This window comes from Neobacillus drentensis (assembly GCF_036965425.1).
GTDB classification, from domain to species: Bacteria; Bacillota; Bacilli; order Bacillales; family Cytobacillaceae; genus Neobacillus; species Neobacillus drentensis_F.
In genome coordinates this window covers 1-21,270 of sequence record NZ_JBALPP010000139.1, presented here as the reverse complement: position 1 = coordinate 21,270, position 21,270 = coordinate 1, and the positions used below count along the sequence as shown (strand labels likewise).

The window sequence follows — 21,270 nt, the reverse complement described above, 5'->3', positions numbered from 1 at the left end:
TTTATATGAGAATATGATAGGCATGTAGCAAGACAAAGGAGGATTCAAAAATGCAAATTCCTATTAAGAAAACGCTTGATAAAATACCAGGTGGTCTGATGGTTGTTCCACTTTTTTTAGGGGTATTAACGAATACATTTTTTCCGCAGGTTTTACAAATTGGAAGTTTTACAACAGCTTTATTTAGTAAAGAAGCTTCATCAACCATTTTGGCATGTTTTATGTTTTTAATTGGTTCGCAAATAAATTTCAAATTAGCACCAAAGGCATTAAAAAAAGGTGCAATATTATTAACAGGAAAATTTATCGTAGGTGCTGGTATTGGTTTAGCAGTAGCAGCGATTTTTGGGCCTGCAGGAATACTAGGATTAACACCATTAGCCATCCTAGCAGCGTTATTAAATGCTAATGGTGGGTTATATGCATCTCTTGCTTCATCGTATGGTGACGAAACGGATGTAGGAGCATATGCTTTATTTTCTTTAAAAGATGGTCCATTTTTCACATTAGTGGCACTAGGTGCATCCGGCCTTGCCACCATTCCTTTTCAAACACTTCTTGGAGTATTAATTCCAATCGTAATCGGAATGATTTTAGGAAATATTGACCCTGATATGAGAAAGTTCCTTGGAAGCAGTAAATTATTATTAATCCCATTTTTCTCATTCCCATTAGGTGCCGGAATGAACCTTTCAACTATTGTGAAAGCTGGAGGTCCTGGGATATTACTAGGAATAATTGCTGCATTCACTGGAATTGGAGCTTACTTCTTATTGAAGTTATTTAAAGAAAACCCTATCGTTGGTTTAGCAACAGGGTCAACTGCAGGAAATGCGGTAGCTACACCAGCTGTAGTGGCTGCCGCAGATCCAACCTTAGCTGCAGTAGCATCTTCAGCTACTGCACAAGTTGCAGCTGCATGTGTCATATCTGCCATCGTCTGTCCGATTATTGTGAGCTATGTATTTAAAAGGTCCGAAAGGAAGAAAAAAGTGAAACAATCGATTGCACGGGCAGCCTGATAAAAAGTAACGTAAATTTTATAAATACGAAAAGTGGAAGATAGACAAAGCAGTCAGTTTTACTGTCTGCTTTGTTTAATTACAAAAAAGGGACATTAAATTACAAAAACTAGTGTGATAATGAAAATGTTATTAACATGGAAAGATAGAAATCTATGTTTCCCCTATTTGTCCGAATAGTTATTTTAAAGTAGAAAGAAGGAAACACCATGAATGTACCCCAGAATGTTATTATTACAACATTAAAAGGAAAAGAAGTTCTTTCTAATCCTTTTTTGAATAAAGGAACGGCTTTTACGAAAGAGGAAAGGGAAGACCTTGGACTCGACGGTCTATTACCGCCTCAAGTGCTTACCCTTGATGAACAAGTAAATAGGATTTATGAACAATATTCGATGCGGACGACGAATTTATTTAAACACGGTCTGCTTTATGATTTATATAATCGCAATGTTGTTCTGTTTTACCGATTGTTGAAAGAACACCTAGCAGAAATGCTTCCAATTATCTATACTCCTACTGTCGGTGATGCGATCCAGTCATACTCCCATAGCTACCGCCGTCCCGGAGGTTTATATCTTTCCATTGATGATGCTGAAGGCGTGGAAAAGGCATTCTATAATCTTGGACAGCCCAAAAATGGCATTGATTTAATCGTCGTTACCGACTCTGAAAGTATTCTGGGTATTGGGGACCAAGGGGTAGGTGGTATTAATATTGCGATTGGTAAACTTGCCGTGTACACAGCGGCAGCTGGTATTGATCCAAGCCGTGTTCTGCCAGTCGTGTTGGATGTTGGTACGAACAATCAGGCCTTGATCGCAGACCCTATCTATATTGGCAACAAATTCGCCCGTGTCCGCGGTGAGCGTTATGATCAATTCATTGATTTATTCGTTCAGACCGCAAGAAAGTTCTTTCCAGAGGTTCTGATTCACTGGGAGGACCTTGGCAACGTGAATGCGCGTAAGATCTTGGACAAATACGGTGATAACATCCTTACCTTCAACGATGACATCCAGGGAACAGGCGCAGTGACCCTTGCTGCTATTATGTCTGCGTTGAAAGTAACAGGAGAATCTATGAAAGACCAGCGCATTGTTATCTTTGGGCCAGGGGCTGCAGGCATTGGCAACGCAGACCAAATGGTTGATGCCATGGTTCTTGAAGGGCTGACTAGAGAAGAAACCTATGACCGTTTCTGGGCGATCGACTATCGCGGGTTACTAACGGATGAAACGTCAGATGTACTGAACTTCCAGAAGCCTTATGTAAGAAAGGCGAATGAAGTAAAGGATTGGGATAAAAATGAGGATGGGATTATTTCATTAATGGAAGTCGTTCAGAGGGTGAAGCCAACCATCCTGATTGGTACTTCCGGCCAAGCTGGTGCCTTCACGGAGGAAATTGTGAAAGAAATGACCAAGCACGTTGAGCGTCCAATTATCTTGCCTATGTCTAACCCAACTTTACTGGCTGAAGCGGTGCCGGAAAATCTGATTAAGTGGACAGATGGTAAGGCTCTCATTGCAACCGGCAGCCCGTTTGCCAATGTAGAATACAAAGGTGTTTCCTATGAAATTGGCCAGTCAAATAACGCATTTGTCTTCCCAGGTCTTGGCCTTGGAGCCATTGTGGCAAAAGCGGAAGTGTTCTCAAAAGGAATGTTCGCTGCTGCTGCTTATGCGGTTGCAAGAATGTCTGACTCCAGTAAACCTGGATCATCCCTGCTGCCATCCATTGAAAACCTTCATGAAGTCTCAAAATACGTAGCCATTGAAGTAGTTAATGCTGCAATACACGAAGGAATTGCAAGAACGGATATTCAAGATATTGAGAATGCTATTGAAGATGCTATGTGGAAACCTGAGTATAAGGAAATAAAGAATGTAGGTATTTGGACAAACATTCATTCCTATGCATGATTATATAGTTAAATAAAAATGAATGGGCGGTATGATGTAGTAAACATCATAAACTTTATGATTTTATTTGAGAAGGTCTTCCAACAGTTTCTGAACTGGCGGGAGGCCTTTTTAGGATGAAAGTAAAGAACACTCTTAAAAAGAGCGTTCACACTTGTTCTGACCTTTTTCTATAAGAGTTTTTTAAAATGGAAATTCTTCTTGGATAAATCGTGCGGCATTTAGTCCAATCATTTGAGCGGGCATGGAGGTGTTGCCATCTGGTAATATTGGGGAAATAGAAAGATCGGCTACTTTTAGTTTTTTTGTACCAAAGACATTAAGATATTCATCTACAACCCCAGTAAGAATACTATTGCCCATCTTGCATTGGCCGCCAAAATGAGCGAGATTTCGATAAGAGGCTTTTACATAACCTTCCAATTGTTTGCGCCGCTCTTCCTTATCATCCATTTTAAAGACCTTTTCAGGTGGATAGACAACTTTGTAGATGCCATCGGGATCTAGTTTACGAGCTTTCTTCATAATACGGTAAGTCTCCAAATACTGCTCAACCATAAAATCCAAATCATCAGGATCCCCTAGCGGATTTAGATCAATAGAAGGATATGCCTCAGGATCGCTGTGGGCAGCCAATATCTTACCCCTGCTTTTCGGGTTTAGGTCAAAAATGCCAATGCTCATAATATTGCTCTTTTTTGTTGGATCGAACCCCCAATGATTCGCCAATACCTCTGAAGTTGGAATAAACGATGGTGTTGGCGATCCATATAATTGAAGACGCCGACCCCCCCATTTGTTTTCTCCTTTAAAAGCACCCAGTGGGAATGGATTGTCCGGGTCAGCAGACATAAGCTCTAAAAGCCGCTCGGTTTCTACTTCTACTCCCATTCCAACTGTAAAATGACTTTGAAAGTTGTGTCCCACATTTGGACTGTCTATTAATGTGGTAATACCGGCTTTGGCTAAATCTTCGGGATTCCCAATTCCAGAACGCTGTAAAATGACAGAGGAAAAATTACCTGCACTGACAATAACACCCTTTGTGGCGCGTGCGATACTTGTCTTACCGTTTTTTACAAATTCGACGCCCACAGCCACTTGAAATCTGCCAGCTTCTTTAAATAGAATTTTATTGACTGTTGTTTTAGTCAGGATAATCAGTTCTCTGCCACGTACTCCATACTCATCCGGGTGAAATTCATTGCCTTGTGTAACAATTTTTTCGTTTAGGTACCCGGTTGCAGTAGATGAACGAACGTAATGTCCATTTACCTCTTTATTTAAAAATTGTGATTTGTAAAATGTACAATCTCTTATCCCAGTATTATAGTCTTCAACAATTGGAATCTTTAACACTTCTGATGTTGCATTGGCTAATGTAACAGTCAGCCCATCTTCAGGAATGTTTTGTTGTCTTACAAATATGGGGCCCTTTGATCCTCGTTCCTCTGATTCTTCTGTTTCTCCTGTGTAGGTTTCATTCTTCTTGAATAAAGAACGAACTTTGTTATAACTCCACTGAGATCCAATGAGTTCTGCCCACTCATTATATAATCTTCTGCTTCCACGTACAGCGTACATTGCATTATGCTCGGAACTTCCCCCGATAGCTCTGCCACTAGATACACGAAGCTGCTGATTCCCAATAGTAGGCTCAGCGTTTGTCATGATATTAAATGAGTGCCTATTATCTGTGGCTAAAATGCCTGATGTTGCACCAGAAGGGCTGCTCAGCTCTTTAATCATATTGGTTCCAGGTTCAAGGAGGAGTACAGAAGTAATTTTGTCATCCGTTAGTTTTTTTGCAATTACCCCACCGGCTGTACCCGCCCCAATGACAATATAATCGAAAGTATTATTGGTTGACACACTAATACTCCTTTCAATATTGGCTTTTTATATTCTGAATATTGAAAATCATAAACACAACAATATATATATATGATTTTTGAAAAATATGGTGTAAATGCCCTATCTCTTTTCTTATTAGCTGAATCAAATGGTGATTTATCGAAGGACCGCCTATTACTTTTTTAATAAATTTTTTAATAGAAATAATATTTACTATTACTTTACAATCTCCACTTCTCTCCTCATTCTACTTTATTCCAATTAGCCTAAGCTTCGATGAAAACGCAATGAATGTTATAGGTCGAAATATCTAAAAATACCCCTTATTTAAATAAAGTGTTACTTACATTTGCTTAAATAAGAGTCAAAATTACTAATTAACAAAAAATAACAAAAACCTTACTTTTCTCTAAAACTGAATTTACAATCTTCTGATAAAGTGTGAGATGTAAATATGGATTATGCTTAAATGTTCTACTAGGCTTAATTTCAAAACTAAAAATTAGGGGGAAAATCAATGAGTAATCAAAATGAAAACAAGGTTTTTAACAGAAGGGACTTCATAAAAGTAGGAGGAATGACTACACTGGCCTTAACGATGGCGTCTGCTGGAATTCCAGGTGTAAATGTATTAAGTAGCGTTGCTTACGCTGAAATAAACGATAATGCGAAACTGCAATTTAATGCAAATGGAAAGTTTAAAATTGTACAGTTTAACGATACGCAGGATGATGAGCATATTGATCACCGTACTATCCAACTAATGGAAAAAGTCCTTGACAATGAGAAACCGGATTTTGTAGTACTAAATGGTGACAACATTTCAGGCGGCTGTAATTCCGAGCTTGAGATGAGACAAGCATTGAACAATGTTGCCCAGCCAATGGAACAAAGGGGTATCAAGTGGGCAGTAACCTTTGGGAATCATGATGAGGATTCAACACCAAAAGGCGGCCTTGACGAGGAAGCCATGCTTCAATTTTATATGGCATACAAATACAATGTTAATCAGCCGGGAGCAACTGGCATTAATGGGACTGGGAACATGAACCTGCTTATTAGGGATTCTGCAGGCAAGAAAGCGGCATTCAATCTTTGGCTGCTAGATAGTGGCAGGTATGCCCCTCGAACGATTGCTGGACAGGATTTTAGCGGATATCCGACTTGGGATTGGATTCGAATGAATCAGATAAACTGGTATTATGAGACTTCCAAAAAGCTGGAACAGCAAATTGGCCATAAAGTACCTTCTCTCATGTTTATTCATATTCCTTTATGGGAACACCGTTTTATGTGGTTTGACAGTGTCGATAACCGAACAGAGGCAGATCATGCTCGTGCTGTAAAAAAGCATCAAATAGTAGGAGAGAGAAATGAAGAGGAGTGCCCGGGTCCATTTAATAGCGGGATGTTTTCAGCTATGCTTGACAGGGGAGATGTCAAGGGGGTCTTTTGCGGTCATGACCATGTAAATACTTATATGGGTAATTATTATGGGATTTTACTGGGTTATTCAGGCAGTACAGGATTTGGTGCTTATGGGCTGCCTGGTGTGGACAGGAATCGATTACGCGGCGCCCGTGTATTTAATTTGGATGAAAATAAACAGGATGTTTTAGTTGAAACACATATGGTTTTTGCTAAGGACTATGGAATAGACCTTACTGCAAACGACCAAAGCTCTGATCCCGCTCCGATTCCGGAAAATAAGAAACAAGAACAAGTAATAAGAAAATAAAGGTAACAGATGAATGGGCGGCATGATGTAATTTAATCAGAAAGGTTAAGTGCATTTTTGACCAAACTAAATTTTAATAAAAGCAAAGAAGACTACTTCCAATAAAGGAGGTAGTCTTCTTTTTATCACTTTGATTTTGCTTCTGCACTCAACGCAGCACCAGGAATGAGGTGAATCGTTTTACTTGGGCCAGAACCGCTCCAGCGATAGCCAGTAACAGGTTCAAGACCGTTAGGAATCACATCTGAGAGTCTTTCTCTTTTTGAATATTTGATTCCACGTCCAACTGCTTCTACTTTAAATGTATAGACATTCCCTTGTTTAAGGCCTGTTACGGTGTAATTCGTTTCCGTTGTTGTCTTTTCTCCATTAATTGGTGTAAAGGTAACCCCTTCAGGCTTAATTGGTTGTCCATTTACATATACACGATAGCCGATTACTTCTTGATTGACTGCTGTTGCTGGATTCCAAGAGAGGGAAACACTTTTCCCATCTTTTCTAATGGCAGCCCTTAAGCCGCTGTTAAAGGATGGAACCCCAAATGCATATGGGACAGCGGTTTTAAGTTGAAGTGAACTGTTATATGGTTTCTTGTTCCCTGCTAAATCGACAGCCTCCACTTTAACTTCATAAGTTGTGTCTGGCTGAAGGTTTAAGAGTGTATACTTGTTCGATGTGGCAAATCCATGGAGTTTACCATTTGCATACACATTATAGCCGGCAATTCCTGTGTCATCACCTGCCGCCTCCCACTCGACGGACGCCCAAGTAAATCCCGGGTATACTACTTCTGCTCCTTTACCGCTAAAGGAATCAATCGCGGGAATACTTGTAGTCGGTTCCGTAAGTTCAGTATTGGCAGGCAGGACTGGTGCCGTTTCGTCAGCTGACCCGGCAGTCGTTACATTCGCTTTTGGGCCATCAGAAGTACGATTTCCCGTGGCATCCGCCGCTTCTATCTTAAACGTGTACTCTTTAGCTGGAGTCAGTCCGCTTACAGTGAAGCTTGGTTGATTAGTAGTTGTATATTTAGAGCCAACTTTTTCGCCATTCTTATAGATGGTATAACCAGTGACACCTGTATCGTCAGAAGCTGCATCCCAAGTTAACGTAACGCTCTTTCCATCTTCTGAAGATTCTGCCTGAACTTTCGCGTTTTCGGACCAATGGGGTTTTACCGCCGCATTTCTAGGTGCTACGGTTGCATTTTCAAAAGCAAGACCAGTAGAGTTGCTAATTCTCCACGGATTTCCGTTATTGTCTTTCACGTTTGTAAAGGATACATTGATAAATTTTAGATCCTTGGCGTAACTTAAGTTCGTTGAGAAGACATTATCAAACTTCACATCTTTAAACGTAATATTTTCATGATAGACCTCACCAACATCACTGTTCCCCTGAACGAGGATGGATTGTTTCTTGCTGCCTCCCTGATTACGAACAGTCGAATTCTCAATTTTTATATCCTTGAACTGAGAAATCTGCTGAGCTGGTTCATATTGAATAGCTGCATTTGCATCTTCATAGGAAGAAGTGAATACAAAAGGACCATCCCCATCAATGCCTTCTAATGCATTATCTCTGAACAGAATCTCTCTTGCTCCGCCGCCCATAGGTGTGTTCGTTTTGGCACGAAGACCAACGTCAGTTTTATACATGATGTTATCTTCGATTAAAAAGTCTTGGATCCAGCTGCCAGTATGGCTTCCTGTTACCACTCCCCCATGACCTTCTCGAATATAGTTATTGAAGATCCAGGCCTCTCCGGTAGGCTCTTCTCCGGCTGCGGCTTGTCCCATGCCTGCCGCAAAGTTAATCGCATCATCACCGGTATCTACAAAGTTATTGAATACCATGATGTTCTGGGAATCACCGAACTCAAATCCATCGGCATTATTGGCATCGTATGTTTTGGCGGTCGTGCCGTTTACGACAATGTTTTTACTATGAAGATTAACAATCCCATGGAAGGAAGGATTCAGCTGGGTAATCCCTTCATAATACATCCCGTCCACACCGCGTACGGTTATCAGGTTAGATCGTGTAGAATAGGCTGACTTAGCATTCATTCCGTCCACTTGAGCTGCATAAGTTTGAGCTGCTGCCAATATCCCGTATGTATTGGAAGAGGCAAGGTCTAACGGACTCATTTTTCCATTCTCAACTGTTACATCTCCGGTTACTTTTGAGTTATTCCCAGCCATTAAACGAGGAAGTTCATTCCCGGCTTCATCAATGGTTGGAGAATTCGGATCTTGTTTCCAGCCATTCCCATCAATGGTTCCCTTTCCAACAATACGGATATTCTTAAGGCTGCCGTAGTCATAGGTGTGCGCATTTATTAGGGCGTATGAACGTTCATCTGTGGAGTAATCATAGACCCAAAAATTTCGGCTGTAATCTTCGGGGTTTGAAGAGCCGAGTAAATAACCATCAACTTGTAAGGTCATATCAGATTTAAGCCATATTGCTCCAGAGATAAACTTACCCTCTGGTATTACGACTTTTGCGCCAGGTGTCGCTGCATCAATAGCCGCCTGAATAGCTTCTGTATCCTTTGAATTATCGTTCGGTGTGGCACCAAAATCCACAATATTGAAAACTTCCGGGACAGGAGTGGTTTTTCCTGTAACTTTATTGGAAGGCGCTGACTCCACACCAGCTGCATTTACAGAAGTGACATAGAATTCATATGATTTATTTGGTTTCAAATGTTCAACGGTGAAATTATGAATGAGAACTTTAACATGGAAATCGTCTTTGTCTATATTTTTATAAAAATTATCAATATAGGTTTTTGCTGTACCGCTGTTATCTTGTAAGGAACTGCCAATTTTCTTTCCATTCATATAGACATTAAAATCCACAATATCTCTGTAATTTTTAGGTTTTTCCCACACTAAGGTGATGCTGTCCTCGTCAAATGCCAGGGTTGGTATTTGTAAGTGTTCAGGAGATGCAGGTGCTCCTGTTTCTGCATGCGGTGCTGAACTAATGCTGCCGAATACGAGTAATAAGATTAGAAAAATTGACGATCCTACTCTAAATTTCTTCACTTTTCTCACACCTTTCAATTGTCTCTTGTGAAGCCACAAACTTTCCTAATCCTCCTTTCCTAAAGATATAAAATTCATTATAGTTGAAAACGTTTTCATAAATAATGGAAGATTTTTAGATTATTGTTAGAGATTTTAATATATTTTCAAAAGATCATCAGCGTTGAAGTCAAATATAGTGCGGGTTTTGAATATTCTGTGTCTATTTATACAGGATTTTTCAGCTGGAACTAGAATAAATATTAATGATGCCAAAAATTGGTCTTTAACTTAGAGGAGGAATCAACAATGGCCCACGAACAAATGAATCCAACAATCGAAAAAATCCTTTTAAATATTGAAAAAGTCATGATTGGAAAAAGAAATGTAGCAGAACTAAGTCTCGTTGCCTTGCTTTCAGGGGGCCACGTTTTATTAGAAGACGTACCTGGTGTCGGGAAAACGATGATGGTTCGCGCCCTGGCAAAATCAGTGAATGCCAACTTCCGCCGAATCCAATTCACCCCGGACCTGCTCCCCTCCGACGTTACTGGCGTTTCCATTTACAATCCGAAAGAAATGGAATTCCAATTCCGTCCAGGTCCGCTCATGGGAAACATCATTCTCGCTGACGAAATCAACCGGACCTCGCCAAAAACCCAATCTGCGCTGCTCGAAGGGATGGAGGAGGCGAGCGTCACAATCGATGGCGTGACCCATAAGCTGAAAAAGCCGTTTTTTGTTATGGCCACGCAAAACCCAATCGAGTACGAGGGTACATATCCGCTTCCGGAAGCACAGCTAGACCGATTTTTATTAAAAATGAAAATGGGCTATCCAGATTTGGCAGAGGAAATAGAGGTGTTGAACCGGGCACAAAAGGTTCCGCCAATCGAAGACCTGGAGCCAGTAATTGACCTAGAAGGCCTGCTTGACCTTCAAAAAGAAATCAAAGACGTATTTGTGGATGATACCATTAAGCGTTATATTGTCGACATCGTTAATCGTACTAGAGGCCATGGCAGCGTCTACTTAGGAGCAAGTCCGCGTGGATCCATCTCCTTAATGAAAGCGGCCCAGGCTTATGCTTATATGTTTGGCCGTGATTATGTCCTGCCGGATGATATTCAATATTTAGCGCCATTCGTTTTATCCCACCGGATTATTTTAAAATCAGAGGCAAAATTTGAAGGGATCTCTGCAGAGGAAATTGTGAGCAGGGTGGTTGCAAGGGTTCCTGTACCGGTTCGAAGGCTTGTGAAATAAATGAAAAAACTATTTCGCCTATTAAAAAAAGCCTGGAAATTTGCTTTGCTATTTTTACTGATCCTGTTAACCTTCTCCTATGCGATGTTCCAAGGAGGATTTGTCAGCTGGTTTTTATTCTATAGCTTTCTTCCATTTGCCATTTATTGTGTGGCCCTTTCCTTTTACTCGATGAATGAGCTTGAAGTAACCAGAATAATACCTAAAACGGATTACAATGCGGGTGAACAGTTAAAAGTGACTGTCCAAATTAAAAGATCGAAAGGGTTTCCGTTATTTTATTTGCTGATGGAAGACCATATGGATGAGGCGTTAAAATTTGTTCAGCATCTAAAACCCCCGAAAGCACTGCTGCTGCCGGGGATGAAGAAGGAATTTTCCTATGAGTATATCATTCATGAACTGCCAAGGGGAGAGCATTTTTTCGAAACCTTTACTTTGAAAATTGGTGATCCGCTAGGTTTATTCCAAAAAGAAAAAACCTTTGAAAAGGAAAGCAAAATTGTTGTCTATCCTGCCTATACAGAGTTATTATACCGCCCGTTTGAAAATCAATACGATCAAGGGCTGACCGCATCACGTGAGCGGGTGCAGCGGGACACCTCAATGGCGGTTGGCGTAAGAGATTATCAGCCTGGCGACCGTTTCTCCTGGATTAACTGGAAAGCATCCGCGAAGCGGGGCGAGATCATGACGAAGGAATTTGAGCAGCGGCAATCGCATGATGTCTTTGTGGTTATGGATTGCGTGCCCGATAAGCACTTTGAGCCAGTGGTTTCCTTTACCGCTTCCCTTATTCGTGCTGTCTTGAAAAAAGGAGCGCAGACCGGGCTGTTAACCATCAGCAGAGAAAGAGCCTCTTTTCCAATCCGTGGCGGTGAGCAGCATCTTCAGGGGCTTTTTTATCATCTTGCCAAAATAGAGGCCAAAAGTTATTCTTCGTTTGATAAAGTGCTGGAAACGGACGGTCTTTTTATCCAACAAGCCGTCTCCTTTATGCTTGTCACGGCTCAATTGACGAAACCGCTAATAGAAAAAGCGAGTTTTCTCGGCCAACGAAAAGGGTCGATTACTCTTTTTCTCATAAAGGGTCAGAAAGAAGCGCCTTCGGCAAACGAACGATCTCTGATTGCCCTCGCGAATGCCCGCGGTGTCCGGGTGATCATGATTCATGAAGGCGAATTTACCACGGCCTTTTCGGAGGTGAGCATATGATCATGAGAAGGGACTTACCTTCATTTCTTTTATATGTATTTGGTTTCCTCCTTTTATGGGAATGGCTCCGGCCTGTTGAACAATTAACTGATACCGCTAATATCGAAACGTTTATTATCTTTTTGGTCATTTCCTTTGCCCTTTCTTTTTTTCAAATGAAATGGTTTTGGCAATCCATCATTAAACTGATCTTTATCCTGTATTCTATTAATCATTTCTACTATAATGCAGGGTTTTTCCAGTTTACCTGGTGGAAGGCATTTCTTGGCGATGCGGCCGATAACCTAGGGCTGATCGTGGCAAGAAACTGGAATGATTTAACGAGTGAATTTCGAACACTTTTGTTTTTTATTTTGCTGTGGCTGATGGTGTATTTAATTCATTATTGGCTTTTAAACCGGAAACAAATTTTTATCTTTTTCTTCTTAACCTTAGTTTATATTACGGTGTTGGATACGTTTTCACCTTACAACGCAAAAATAGCGATTGTTCGGACGGTTGTTGTTGGGTTTGCCGTCATGGGCATGCTGACGTTTTTCCGGATCCTGCAAAGGGAAAAGGTCAGCAGTGAGGGATCTTTTTTGCGAAAATGGATGGTCCCACTTGCAGTTATGATAGCTTTTAGCGTACTGGTTGGCCTCGCTGCGCCTAAGGCGGCACCGATTTGGCCTGACCCTGTTCCATATTTAACGGCAGCTCAAGATAAGGGCGGAAAGGATGCGGCTGGCCCGCATCGAATTGGATATGGCGAGGATGATACCGCTTTAGGCGGTCCGTTTATCGGGGATGCCAATCCGGTATTCATGTACGACGGGAATGGAAAGAATTATTGGAAAATGGAAACAAAGGATACGTATACAGGGAAAGGCTGGATTACATCGGGGACAACGCCGATTCCTTTTCGACAGGAGGACCTGGTTCCTGTCTATTCCTTCCCGCAAAATGTTGAAACCATTAAGGAAACGGTTCGTGTCAACGCACATGTGAACTACAAGTACAACTATATTATGTACCCAGCTGGAATAAAAAAAATAATCAATATTCTGCCTGATGATCCAAAGGGAAATCGATATATGATCGATACCACCAATGAAAGAATCAGCTTTTTTAGAAATGATAACCGCCCTCAAGTTCCACAAATTTTAAATTTAGAATTTGATGTGCCTAAATATAAGGCTGCGGATTTGAGGGTGACAACCGGCTATAATCCAGATGAAATAAGTCAGGAATTTTATCAGCAATATACGCAGGTGCCAGAGGAGCTGCCGCAAAGAGTCAAAGATCTGGCGGAAAAAATCACCGCTGGAAAAACGAATTGGTTTGACAAAGCAAAAGCAGTTGAAAGTTATTTTGGGAATTCCGAATTTACGTACGATCAAAAAAATGTCGCCGTTCCAGGCCCTTCCGATGATTACGTCGACCAATTTTTATTTGATACAAAACGAGGCTATTGCGACAATTTCTCGTCCTCCATGGCTATTATGCTAAGAACGATCGGGATTCCAACCCGCTGGATTAAAGGCTTCAATGGCGGGGATTTTATCAAATATAGTACGGAAAACTCGGGGAATCAAATATACGAAGTAACCAACAACAATGCCCATTCCTGGGTTGAGGTGTTTTTTCCAAATCAAGGCTGGGTCGCTTTTGAGCCGACAAAAGGGTTTTCAAATGAACTCAATATTGATTATGGAACAGGACAATCTTCTTCAGGGAACCAATCCTCAACCCCAGCGCCTGTGAAAAAACCTCAGCAGGAGCAAATTGAGGATAATCCAGTGAAGAAGGAAAACTCCTTTGATTTCCAAACGGTTTGGAACCAGGTGAAATTATTTTGGAATGAGAACTGGAAGTTGCTGATCTTGGCCCTGATCATACTCGTGGTTGTAGCAGGAATTCTATATCGGATTCGCGGCAAATGGTTTCCATTTCTTGTTTTGATGCGCTATCGATTCAAGAAAAAAGATGACAATATCGCGGAAGCCTATTTGATATTATTGAGTCAGCTGGAGCGCTATGGATTAAAACGGAAGGACAATCAAACACTAAGAAACTATGCACGCTATGTTGATTCGTTTTTTTCGACAAGGGAAATGACAAGGCTGACTGCCAGTTACGAGCAATATTTATATCATCAAAATCTTCCGCAGGGCAGCTGGAAGGAATCGCGTAAATTGTGGGAAAATTTAATTAAAAAGACAATCGCTTGACCAGAAAAACATCCTATTGATACAATATGTTTTAATTTAATAGGGTACGCATTTTTACCTTCATATATCCTCGATGATAGGGTTCGAGAGTCTCTACCGGGTCGCCGTAAATGGCCTGACTATGAAGGCAGAATTTTTCTTTTAGTGATTTTTTAAGAGAAAACTAGAATTCTGCCTTCCTGAGATTCGTCGGGGGGAGATTTCTAGTTTTTTTTATTTACATGTAGCAAATACTAAAATAAATTTGAACAATTGAGGTGGCCGTTTTGACTGGAAAACAAGATATGATTGTTGTTTTAGATTTTGGAAGCCAATATAATCAGTTGATTACACGCCGGATTCGTGAGTTTGGCGTCTACAGCGAGCTCCATCCGCATACGATTACAGCAGAGGAAATCCGCAAAATGAACCCTAAAGGGATTATTTTTTCAGGTGGTCCAAATAGCGTCTATGATGAAAATTCATTCCGCTGCGATGAGGAAATTTTTGAAATGGGTCTGCCGATTCTGGGGATTTGCTACGGCATGCAGTTAATGACTGTTCATTTCGATGGAAAAGTGGAAAAAGCAAAGCAGCGGGAATACGGAAAAGCTACAATGACAATTCAAAATCAGTCAGCTATTTTTGCCGAACTACCTAATGAGCAGGTTGTCTGGATGAGCCATGGCGATCTTGTGGTAGAAGCACCGAAAGGCTTTACTGTGGATGCTACAAATCCTCACTGTCCGATTGCAGCAATGAGTGATGAAGCAAGAAAGCTTTATGCAGTACAATTTCATCCAGAAGTCCGTCATTCCGTATACGGAAATGACCTACTCAAGAATTTTGTGTTTAATGTTTGTGATTGTGCTGGCGATTGGTCGATGAACAACTTCATTGAAATGGAAATGGCGAAAATTCGTGAAACTGTTGGCGATAAAAAAGTGCTTTGCGCTCTAAGCGGCGGAGTGGACTCGTCCGTTGTTGCCGTGTTAATTCATAAAGCAATTGGCGATCAGTTGACTTGTATTTTTGTCGACCACGGACTGCTTAGGAAAAATGAAGCAGAAAGTGTTATGAAGACTTTTTCAGAAGGCTTCCATATGAATGTCATTAAGGTGGATGCCAAAGACCGTTTCTTATCGAAGCTTGAGGGCGTTTCTGATCCGGAGAAGAAGCGGAAGATTATCGGCAATGAATTTATTTATGTATTTGATGATGAAGCGACGAAGCTTGAGGGTATCGAGTTCCTCGCACAGGGAACGCTTTATACCGATATCATCGAAAGCGGAACAGCAACGGCGCAAACGATTAAGTCGCATCATAATGTAGGCGGCCTGCCGGAAGATATGCAGTTTAAATTAATTGAACCATTAAACACGTTATTTAAGGATGAGGTTCGCGCGCTTGGAACCGAACTTGGCATTCCGGACGATATTGTTTGGAGACAGCCGTTCCCAGGTCCTGGACTAGGCATTCGTGTGTTAGGGGCCATTTCGGAAGATAAGCTTGAAATCGTTCGTGAATCTGACTGGATTCTTCGTGAAGAAATTAAAAAAGCGGGACTCGACCGTGACATTTGGCAATACTTCACTGTGCTTCCGGACATTCGCAGCGTTGGTGTAATGGGTGACACACGGACATATGATTATACAATCGGTATTCGGGCGGTCACTTCGATCGATGGGATGACTTCTGACTGGGCGCGTATCCCTTGGGATGTGCTTGAGAAAATCTCAACTCGCATTGTCAACGAGGTAGCACATATAAACCGGGTGGTCTACGATATTACCAGCAAGCCGCCTGCAACCATTGAGTGGGAATAGGAAAAACTCAAAATACGAACATTGTTATTTTTTACTATAACAATGTTCGTATTTTTTGTTTACAAAATAAATTCACCCTGTTAAAATAAAAAACGTAAACAAGAACTTATCATATTGCATCGTATAATCTTGGGGATATGGCCCAAAAGTTTCTACCGAGCTACCGTAAATAGCTTGACTACGAGGCAGTGTTTTGAATAATGAGGCATTTCTTTTCCTCTTATTTTTACACAGCCTAGTGTCACGCTCCGGTAGAATATACCGGAGCGTTTTTTCGTAAAATATAAAGAGAAATTTTTTCCACGGGGGGAAAAGAAATGCACAAGTATTTTGAGTTTGAAAAACTAGGTACAAATTATCGCCGCGAGTTTATTGGCGGATTGACCACCTTTTTAGCAATGGCTTATATTTTAGTTGTTAACCCGTTAACCTTATCACTTGCTTCGGTGAAGGATTTTCCAGCGGACTTGAGAATGGATTACGGTGCAGTGTTTGTCGCAACAGCTTTAGCATCTGCCTTGGGATCCATCATTATGGGTCTATTAGGGAAGTACCCGCTGGCATTGGCACCTGGTATGGGATTGAATGCATTCTTTGCTTATACAGTTGTTTTAGGAAGCGGAATCCCTTGGCAGCATGCACTTGGTGCCGTATTGATTTCAGCAGTGTTTTTCTTCATCTTAACGTTGACAGGACTTCGTGAAAAAATCATTAATGCGATTCCTGTTGATTTAAAGCACGCAGTGGGTGCTGGAATTGGCTTGTTCATTACGTTTATTGGTTTGCAAAATGCCAAGATTGTAGTGAATAACGATGCGACATTAGTTGGACTTGGTGACTTGACATCCCCAGAAGCATTACTTGCTATTTTTGGAATTGTGGTAACAGTGATAATGATGACTAGGGGAATTAATGGTGCAGTATTTTATGGTATGATTCTTACTGTCATTGTCGGTATGATTTTTGGTGAAATCAAGATGCCTGATAAAGTGGTTGATTCTGTTCCAAGCTTAACGCCGACGTTCGGTGCGGCCTTCTCCTCTTTTGGAGACAGTTCTTTCTATACGACTGCTATGCTTGGGATTATCCTCACATTCTTGTTTGTTGATTTCTTTGATAACGCAGGAACACTTGTGGCTGTGGCCAATCAAGCAGGGCTTATGAAGGATAATAAACTTCCAAATGCAGGAAGAGCTTTATTGGCTGATTCGATTGCTTCTGGTGTTGGGGCGATCCTTGGTACTTCTACAACAACTTCATATGTTGAATCATCAGCAGGGGTAGCGGCTGGTGCGAGAACTGGATTTGCTTCGCTAGTAACAGCCGGACTATTTATATTATCATTATTCTTCTTCCCATTATTATCAGTAGTGACAGCACCTGTTACAGCACCTGCACTCATCATCGTTGGTGTGTTGATGGTTTCATCTTTGGGGAAAATTGATTGGACTAAATTTGAAATTGCTGTACCAGCGTTTTTAACCATGATTACAATGCCGTTATCTTATAGCATTGCCACAGGGATTGCAGTCGGATTTATTTTTTACCCAATCACGATGATCGTAAAAGGCCGGACAAAAGAAATTCACCCGATTATGTACTTCTTCTTTGTGATATTTGTTCTTTATTTTATCTTCTTAAAATAATGATTAAAGGGAACTGCGGCGGACTGCTGCGGTTCTTTTTTTATCAGGAGCGTTGTTAATAGAAATGTCGATTTTCGTCGTTGACTTCTTGATTTTCCTCTTATAACATGAAAATACTAAGGTTACACTTATGGAAATGGGGATAAAGGGTTATGGCAAAGCTGTTAATCGATAAAGTATTAAATAACAATGTTTTAATTGCTGAACACCCTTCCTATGAAGAAGTTGTTTTAATTGGCAAAGGCATTGGGTTTAACCGGAAACGCGGGGACTATATTGATACAGATACAGTAGAAAAGCTTTTCGTTTTAAAAAATGAAAAAGAACAAGAGAACTATATCAAGCTGCTTCCGTTTATCGATAATGACTTTTTGGAAGTGATTATTTCTGCGATTGATTTGATTAAGCAAAGGACAAATTCCCAGCTGAATGAACATATCCATGTCGCGCTCACTGATCACTTAATGTTTGCGATCACGCGGGCATCGCAGGGAATGGAAATGAACAACCCCTTTTTAGTAGAAACGAAAGCACTCTACCGACATGAGTATGAAGTAGCGGCAGAGGTAGTAGAGCTGATTAATAATAAAACGGGAGTTTCCCTCCCGAACGGTGAGATTGGTTTTATTGCGCTCCACATTCATAGTGCAATTTCCAATAAGAATCTATCTGAAGTCAATCAACATTCACAGCTTGTCAGCCGGCTGGTTGAAATGGTAGAGGAGCAGTTTGACATCGAAATTGATAAGGAAAGTATTGATTACATGAGGCTTGTCAGGCACCTTCGCTTTGCGATAGATCGGGTAGTTAAAGGGGAGAAGGTGGAGGAGCCAGAAAAAATCGCTTCCCTCTTGAAAGCGGAATATCCGGTGTGCTATAATTTGTCATGGAAGCTCATTAAAGTGATGCAACAAACATTAAAATTGAAGGTTTTCGATGCAGAAGCGGTTTACCTAACGATGCATCTGCAAAGGCTTCAAAACAAATTTAAATAGCTATTATTTTTTACGTGTTACTGATTCGATCAGGCATGAGTGAAAAGTATTAATTGATTTGAGGATTTAGGGGTAATCTATACCCATATCTTCATTCACTTAAACTTTTACTCATGCCTTTTTTGTTGTCTTTTAATAAAGATGTAAACGCTTTATGAGCTAAAAAGATTTACGGGAGGAATATTTATGTTTAAAAATGCTTTTGGCGTCTTGCAAAAAGTAGGTAAGGCACTAATGCTTCCGGTTGCCCTTTTGCCTGCGGCAGGAATTTTGCTCGCTTTAGGTGCTGCACTGGTTAACCCGGCTTTATTGAACCTTGCTCCTTTTTTGGATAATAGTGCTGTGGCTATGGTCGCATCAGTTATGAAAAATGCCGGTGATATCGTTTTCGGTAATCTGCCGCTCTTATTTGCAGTGGGTGTTGCGATAGGGTTAGCCGGTGGAGAAGGTACAGCGGGTCTTGCTGCGATCATTGGTTACTTGATCATGAATGTAACAATGGGAACTGTTTTAGGGATCGATGCGAAGGATATTAATGGTACAAGCTATGTGAGTGTCCTTGGTATTCCAACACTTCAAACAGGAGTGTTTGGCGGTATTATCGTTGGTATTATTGCAGCAACTATGTACAATAAGTTCTTTGAGATTGAATTGCCATCCTATTTAGGATTTTTTGCAGGAAAACGTTTTGTTCCGATTATTACGGCAGGAACAGCGATTATATTAGGGTTAGTCATGATGGTTATTTGGCCACCAATTCAATCTGGACTGAACTCTTTCTCGACAAACATGGTAAATGCGAACTTAACTCTTTCTGCATTTGTTTTTGGTGTGATTGAACGTTCGTTAATTCCATTTGGTTTACACCATATTTTCTATTCTCCATTCTGGTTTGAATTTGGTAGTTATACAACAAAAGCGGGCCAAGTGGTTCATGGTGACCAACGTATCTTCATGGCACAGATTTCTGACCACGTGAAAAATCTCACTGCTGGTACATTCATGACAGGTAAATTCCCATTCATGATGTTTGGGCTGCCAGCTGCAGCATTAGCGATTTATCAAGAAGCACGTCCGGAGAAGAAAAAGTTTGTCGGCGGTTTGATGGCATCAGCTGCTTTAACATCATTCCTAACCGGTATTACTGAACCAATTGAATTTTCATTCCTTTTCGTTGCACCAGTTCTATTTGGTATCCATGCGGTTTTTGCAGGACTATCATTCATGGTAATGCATCTATTAGATGTTAAAATCGGGATGACGTTCTCCGGTGGATTAATTGACTATATCTTGTTTGGATTACTCAACCCGCAAACGCATGCGTGGCTTGTTATTCCAGTAGGTCTTGTATTTGCTGTTATCTATTACTTCGGCTTCCGTTTCGCGATTCGTAAGTTTAACTTAAAAACGCCTGGCCGTGAATTAGATGATGAACAAAATCAAGCACCAACAGGCAAAGCAGGATCAAGCGATTTAGCTGCTAATATTTTAGATGCAATGGGGGGCCAAGGAAATATTGCTCATTTAGATGCATGTATTACACGTCTTCGTGTCTCTGTGAACGATATTAAAAATGTCGATAAAGATGAATTGAAAAGACTGGGTGCTGCAGGGGTGCTTGAGGTTGGTAACAATATTCAAGCGATCTTTGGGCCGCGTTCTGAAACCATCAAAGGTCAAATGAAGGATATAATGGAAGGAAAGCGTCCTCGTACGACGGTGGTTAACGCGCCAGATAAGGGTGTAGAGCAGCAGATTGAAGAAATTAACCCTGAAGCATTGCAAACTGAGCGTAAAAATGATGAAGTTTTTGTTGCTCCAATTAAAGGCGAAATTAAGCCTATTACAGAAGTGCCGGACCAAGTTTTTGCTGGAAAAATGATGGGTGACGGTTTTGCGATTGTACCTGCTGAAGGAACGGTTGTTTCACCGGTTGATGGAAAAATTGTAAACCTATTCCCGACGAAACACGCGATTGGTATCCTGTCTGACGGCGGACGTGAAATCTTAATCCACGTTGGTATTGATACAGTTAACTTAAAAGGCCAGGGTTTTGAAACGTTAGTATCGGAAAATGAACGTGTGACCAAGGGTCAGCCTTTATTAAAAGTTGATTTAGATTATATTAAAGAGCATGCCACTTCAACGATTACACCAATTGTCTTTACGAATTTAACCGAAGGTGAAAAGGTGGTTATTGAAAAAGAAGGTCTTGTGGATCTTCAGCAAGAAGGCGTTATTAAAATAACGAAGTAAGCAAGAATTAAGCCGGCCCCATGTGGGTCGGTAATTTTTTTGTGATTTTTTTGTTGACGTACTATTGTTATGATGTTATTATATTAAAACGGTCGTCAGTGACGGGTTAACAACATGAAGATGTAAAAAAACATTCTTAAAAAGTTGTTGACTTAGAAGTTATGACGTGATATAGTAATAAAGTTGCTTCTTAAGGAAGTGACATGATTGCTCTTTGAAAACTAAACAAACAAAAACGTCAACAAACAAAAAATAATCGTGTTTCTTCTATAATAATAGAGATCACGAGCCAACGTTTTATTT

The 21,270-nt window shown here is 40.8% G+C and carries 12 protein-coding genes and 2 riboswitches; of the genes, 10 read left to right on the top strand and 2 right to left on the bottom strand.

Features of this window, described 5'->3' with window-relative positions; translation table 11 throughout:
* Positions 1–50 precede the first annotated feature (50 nt).
* Positions 51–1,022 (top strand): 2-keto-3-deoxygluconate permease, encoded by a 972-nt coding sequence (locus tag V7161_RS26770; RefSeq protein ID WP_317851498.1) that lies wholly within the window; start codon positions 51–53, stop codon positions 1,020–1,022.
* A 209-nt stretch (positions 1,023–1,231) separates the two neighbouring features.
* Positions 1,232–2,947, top strand: a complete 1,716-nt coding sequence (locus V7161_RS26765) for an NAD-dependent malic enzyme (RefSeq protein ID WP_335715845.1) — start codon at positions 1,232–1,234, stop codon at positions 2,945–2,947.
* Positions 2,948–3,130: 183 nt separating this feature from the next.
* Here V7161_RS26765 and V7161_RS26760 read toward each other — a convergent pair whose 3' ends face one another.
* Positions 3,131–4,819: a GMC family oxidoreductase gene (locus V7161_RS26760; protein ID WP_335715844.1), complete on the bottom strand. Its 1,689-nt coding sequence runs from the start codon at positions 4,817–4,819 to the stop codon at positions 3,131–3,133.
* Positions 4,820–5,318: 499 nt separating this feature from the next.
* On the opposite strand from V7161_RS26760, the gene V7161_RS26755 reads away from it, so the two are divergent.
* Entirely contained in the window at positions 5,319–6,539 is a 1,221-nt protein-coding gene (locus tag V7161_RS26755; RefSeq protein ID WP_335715843.1) for a metallophosphoesterase family protein, read from the top strand.
* 125 nt (positions 6,540–6,664) lie between these two features.
* Here V7161_RS26755 and V7161_RS26750 read toward each other — a convergent pair whose 3' ends face one another.
* Positions 6,665–9,595 carry a fibronectin type III domain-containing protein gene (locus V7161_RS26750; RefSeq protein WP_335715842.1) on the bottom strand — a complete coding sequence of 977 codons (2,931 nt, stop codon included), beginning with the start codon at positions 9,593–9,595 and terminating at the stop codon, positions 6,665–6,667.
* 288 nt (positions 9,596–9,883) lie between these two features.
* On the opposite strand from V7161_RS26750, the gene V7161_RS26745 reads away from it, so the two are divergent.
* From V7161_RS26745 to ptsG, 7 genes are all read left to right on the top strand, one after another.
* On the top strand, positions 9,884–10,840 hold the full coding sequence (locus tag V7161_RS26745; protein ID WP_335715841.1) for an AAA family ATPase: 957 nt from the start codon (positions 9,884–9,886) through the stop codon (positions 10,838–10,840).
* Positions 10,841–12,055, top strand: a complete 1,215-nt coding sequence (locus tag V7161_RS26740; RefSeq protein ID WP_335715840.1) for a DUF58 domain-containing protein — start codon at positions 10,841–10,843, stop codon at positions 12,053–12,055.
* A complete protein-coding gene (locus V7161_RS26735) occupies positions 12,052–14,265 on the top strand; it encodes a transglutaminaseTgpA domain-containing protein (protein WP_335715839.1) in 2,214 nt (737 codons plus the stop codon). The genes V7161_RS26740 and V7161_RS26735 overlap by 4 nt, the downstream gene beginning before the upstream one ends.
* Positions 14,266–14,305: 40 nt before the next feature.
* Positions 14,306–14,407, top strand: a riboswitch (purine riboswitch).
* Positions 14,408–14,549: 142 nt separating this feature from the next.
* Positions 14,550–16,070, top strand: a complete 1,521-nt coding sequence (guaA, locus tag V7161_RS26730; protein WP_335715924.1) for a glutamine-hydrolyzing GMP synthase — start codon at positions 14,550–14,552, stop codon at positions 16,068–16,070.
* Between the two features lie 99 nt (positions 16,071–16,169).
* A riboswitch (purine riboswitch) is annotated at positions 16,170–16,271 on the top strand.
* A 116-nt stretch (positions 16,272–16,387) separates the two neighbouring features.
* Complete coding sequence (locus V7161_RS26725; RefSeq protein ID WP_223596491.1) at positions 16,388–17,716, top strand: NCS2 family permease; 1,329 nt, start codon at positions 16,388–16,390, stop codon at positions 17,714–17,716.
* Positions 17,717–17,868: 152 nt separating this feature from the next.
* The gene (gene glcT / locus V7161_RS26720; protein WP_335715838.1) at positions 17,869–18,711 is read left to right on the top strand and encodes a glucose PTS transporter transcription antiterminator GlcT; all 843 of its coding nucleotides are present in this window, start codon (positions 17,869–17,871) and stop codon (positions 18,709–18,711) included.
* 186 nt (positions 18,712–18,897) lie between these two features.
* Entirely contained in the window at positions 18,898–20,967 is a 2,070-nt protein-coding gene (ptsG, locus tag V7161_RS26715; protein WP_335715837.1) for a glucose-specific PTS transporter subunit IIBC, read from the top strand.
* The last annotated feature ends 303 nt before the right edge of the window (positions 20,968–21,270 follow it).

Coding starts and splice junctions, on each gene's coding strand:
- V7161_RS26770 (WP_317851498.1), top strand. CDS start 51: ATGCAAATTCCTATTAAGAAAACGCTTGATAAAATACCAGGTGGTCTG.
- V7161_RS26765 (WP_335715845.1), top strand. CDS start 1,232: ATGAATGTACCCCAGAATGTTATTATTACAACATTAAAAGGAAAAGAA.
- V7161_RS26755 (WP_335715843.1), top strand. CDS start 5,319: ATGAGTAATCAAAATGAAAACAAGGTTTTTAACAGAAGGGACTTCATA.
- V7161_RS26745 (WP_335715841.1), top strand. CDS start 9,884: ATGGCCCACGAACAAATGAATCCAACAATCGAAAAAATCCTTTTAAAT.
- V7161_RS26740 (WP_335715840.1), top strand. CDS start 10,841: ATGAAAAAACTATTTCGCCTATTAAAAAAAGCCTGGAAATTTGCTTTG.
- V7161_RS26735 (WP_335715839.1), top strand. CDS start 12,052: ATGATCATGAGAAGGGACTTACCTTCATTTCTTTTATATGTATTTGGT.
- guaA (WP_335715924.1), top strand. CDS start 14,550: ATGATTGTTGTTTTAGATTTTGGAAGCCAATATAATCAGTTGATTACA.
- V7161_RS26725 (WP_223596491.1), top strand. CDS start 16,388: ATGCACAAGTATTTTGAGTTTGAAAAACTAGGTACAAATTATCGCCGC.
- glcT (WP_335715838.1), top strand. CDS start 17,869: ATGGCAAAGCTGTTAATCGATAAAGTATTAAATAACAATGTTTTAATT.
- ptsG (WP_335715837.1), top strand. CDS start 18,898: ATGTTTAAAAATGCTTTTGGCGTCTTGCAAAAAGTAGGTAAGGCACTA.